General features: G+C 69.0%; 1 pseudogene. It reads left to right on the top strand.

Features of this window, described 5'->3' with window-relative positions:
- Positions 1–290: 290 nt before the first annotated feature.
- Positions 291–2,680: pseudogene (locus ABZ911_RS43035) on the top strand (hypothetical protein); the annotation flags it as partial.

Genomic DNA, 2,680 nt, shown 5'->3' with positions numbered 1-2,680 from the left:
CCTGGTCGCAGTGGCAGACCGGGCGGGTCGACACCTCCAAGCCTGTCGTCTCCGAGTTGTCGGCTTCTCCGGGTCAGTCGGCGTCGGGATTGTGGACGTTCCCGTCGACGCAGCCGTCATTCTCCGCCTACGGTGTTGATCCGGAGTCGCGGACGCTTCGGCTGGAGTCTCAGGTCGAGCACGACCCGTCGGCTGCCGGGCAGGGGACAGGCGTCATCTGGTCCGGCTCCGGTGATCTGTCGGCCACCGGGTGTTCCACCGTCAGCAGGTGTTGGCTGCAGACTCCCGCGGTGGCCGCGGGCAAAGTGAAGGACGGCTGGCTGATCCGCTGGCGCGTGCGCGCGACGACCTCCACCGGCGTCACCGGCCCATGGTCGCAGTGGCAGGCCGGGCGGGTCGACACCTCCAAGCCTGTCGTCTCCGAGCTGTCGGCTTCCCCTGGTCAGTCGGTGTCCGGGTTGTGGACGTTCCCGTCGACCCAGCCGGAGTTCTCCGCCTACGGCGTTGATCCGGAGTCGCGAACAGTACGCCTGGAAGCACAGGTCGAGCACGACCCGTCCGCCGCCGGCCAGGGGTCCGGATTGATCTGGTACAACTCCGGAGAGCTGTCGGCCACCGGGTGTTCCACCGTCAGCAGATGCTGGTTGCAGACGCCCGCGGTTACGGCGGGCAAGCTGAGGGACGGCTGGCTGGTCCGCTGGCGCGTGCGCGCGGTCACCTCCACGGGAGCGGAAGGTGCGTGGTCGGAGTGGCAGGCCGGGCGGGTGGACGCGTCCAAGCCTGTCGTCTCTGACCTGTCGGCTTCTCCGGGTCAGTCGGTGTCGGGGTTGTGGACATTGCCGTCGACCCAGCCGTCGTTCTCCGTCTATGGCGTTGATCCGGAGTCGCGGACGCTTCGGTTGGAGTCTCAGGTCGAGCACGACCCGTCTGCTCCTGCACAGGGCACGGGATTGATCTGGTCCGGCTCCGGAGAGCTGTCGGCCACCGGGTGTTCCACCGTCAGCAGGTGCTGGTTGCAGACGCCCGCGGTTACGGCGGGCAAGCTGAGGGACGGTTGGCTGATCCGCTGGCGCGTGCGCGCTTCCACCTCCACTGGGGTGTCGGGCCCGTGGTCGGAGTGGCAGGCCGGGCGGGTCGACACCTCCAAGCCGGTGGTCTCCGAGTTGTCGGCTTCCCCCGGTCAGTCGGTGTCGGGGCTGTGGACCGTATCGTCCGTCCAGCCGTCGTTCTCCGCTTATGGCGTCGATCCGGAGTCGCGGACGCTTCGGTTGGAGTCTCAGGTCGAGCACGACCTGTCGGTTCCTGCGCAGGGGGCGGGCTTGATCTGGTCTGGTTCTGGTGATCTGTCCACGACCGGGTGTTCCACCACTAGCAGGTGCTGGCTGCAGACACCGGCGGTTACGGCGGGCAAGCTGAAGGACGGTTGGCTGATCCGCTGGCGCGTACGCGCTTCCACCTCCTCCGGGGTATCGGGTCCGTGGTCGGAGTGGCAGACGGCCACGATCGTGGTCAGCGGTACAGCGGGCAACGGCCTCGGCGCCGTCCCCGCCACCCGCGGCGCTGATTCGTGGACCCTCGCTTCGACCACTCCGTGGCTGTACGGGCAGGTTAGTGACGCCGGTGGGGCGAAGCTGATGCTGGATGCGGAGGTCGAGCACGACCCGGCCGCCACCGGCCAGGGCACCGGCATCATCTGGTCCGGCAAGGGCACCACCTCCTACCCCTCCGGCGGCAACGCCTGGCTCCAGATCCCGGCGGGCACCCTCACCGACGGCATGAAGATCCGCTGGCGAGTCCGCGGAGTCACCACCGCCGGTGCGGAAGGCGCCTGGTCGCCCTGGCAGAACGCCGCCGTCGATGTGACCAAGCCGGCTGCTTCGGACGCCGGGCTGACTCCGGCCACCAAGGGCGAGACGACCTGGACGGCATCGTCGGTCACTCCGTGGATATACGCCAAGGTCACCGACTCTTCCTCGCGCGGCTCGCGGCTGGGAGTCCAGATCGAGCACGATCCCACGGCGACCGTTCAGGGCACGGGTCTGATCTGGGAAGGCAAGGGCACTACCGCCGCGCACTCTGGCGCCAACGCGTGGGCTCAGGTCCCGGCGGGGAAGCTCGCCGACGGCATGAAGATCCGCTGGCGTGCACGTGGTGAGACCACCAGCGGCGTCGTCGGTCCGTGGACCGAGTGGCTCACCGCCACCATCGACCTCCGCACACCGTCGGTGGCCGGATTGTCGATGACCCCGGCTACCTGGGACGCCGGCACGTGGACGGCGGCGTCACCTTCACCGTGGCTGTACGCCAAGGTGACCGACCCGGAGAACAGGGACTCCCTGCTCGCGGTGGAGGTCGAGCACGACCCGGCGGCGACCGGCCAGGGCTCCGGCCTGATCTGGACCGGGAAGAGCGCTCAGCCGTCCCGGTCCGGCGAAAACGCTCTGGTGCAGATCCCGGCAGGCAATCTCACCGATGGCATGAAGATCCGCTGGCGTGCGCGCGGCGAGACCGCGCGGGGTATCGCCGGTCCCTGGTCCGACTGGACGCAGGCACGTATCGATCTGACCAAGCCGTCAGTCGAGTCGCTGGGCATGGACCCGGCGCTGCCGGGTTCCGCCTCCTGGGCGGCGGGGTCGTTGACGCCGTGGCTGTACGCCAAGGTGACCGATCCGGAGAACCG

The organism is Nonomuraea sp. NPDC046570 (assembly GCF_040645915.1).
Taxonomy (GTDB): Bacteria; Actinomycetota; Actinomycetes; order Streptosporangiales; family Streptosporangiaceae; genus Nonomuraea.
Note: the sequence above shows the minus strand (reverse complement) of the source record. Positions and strands in the feature narration are given on the sequence as shown.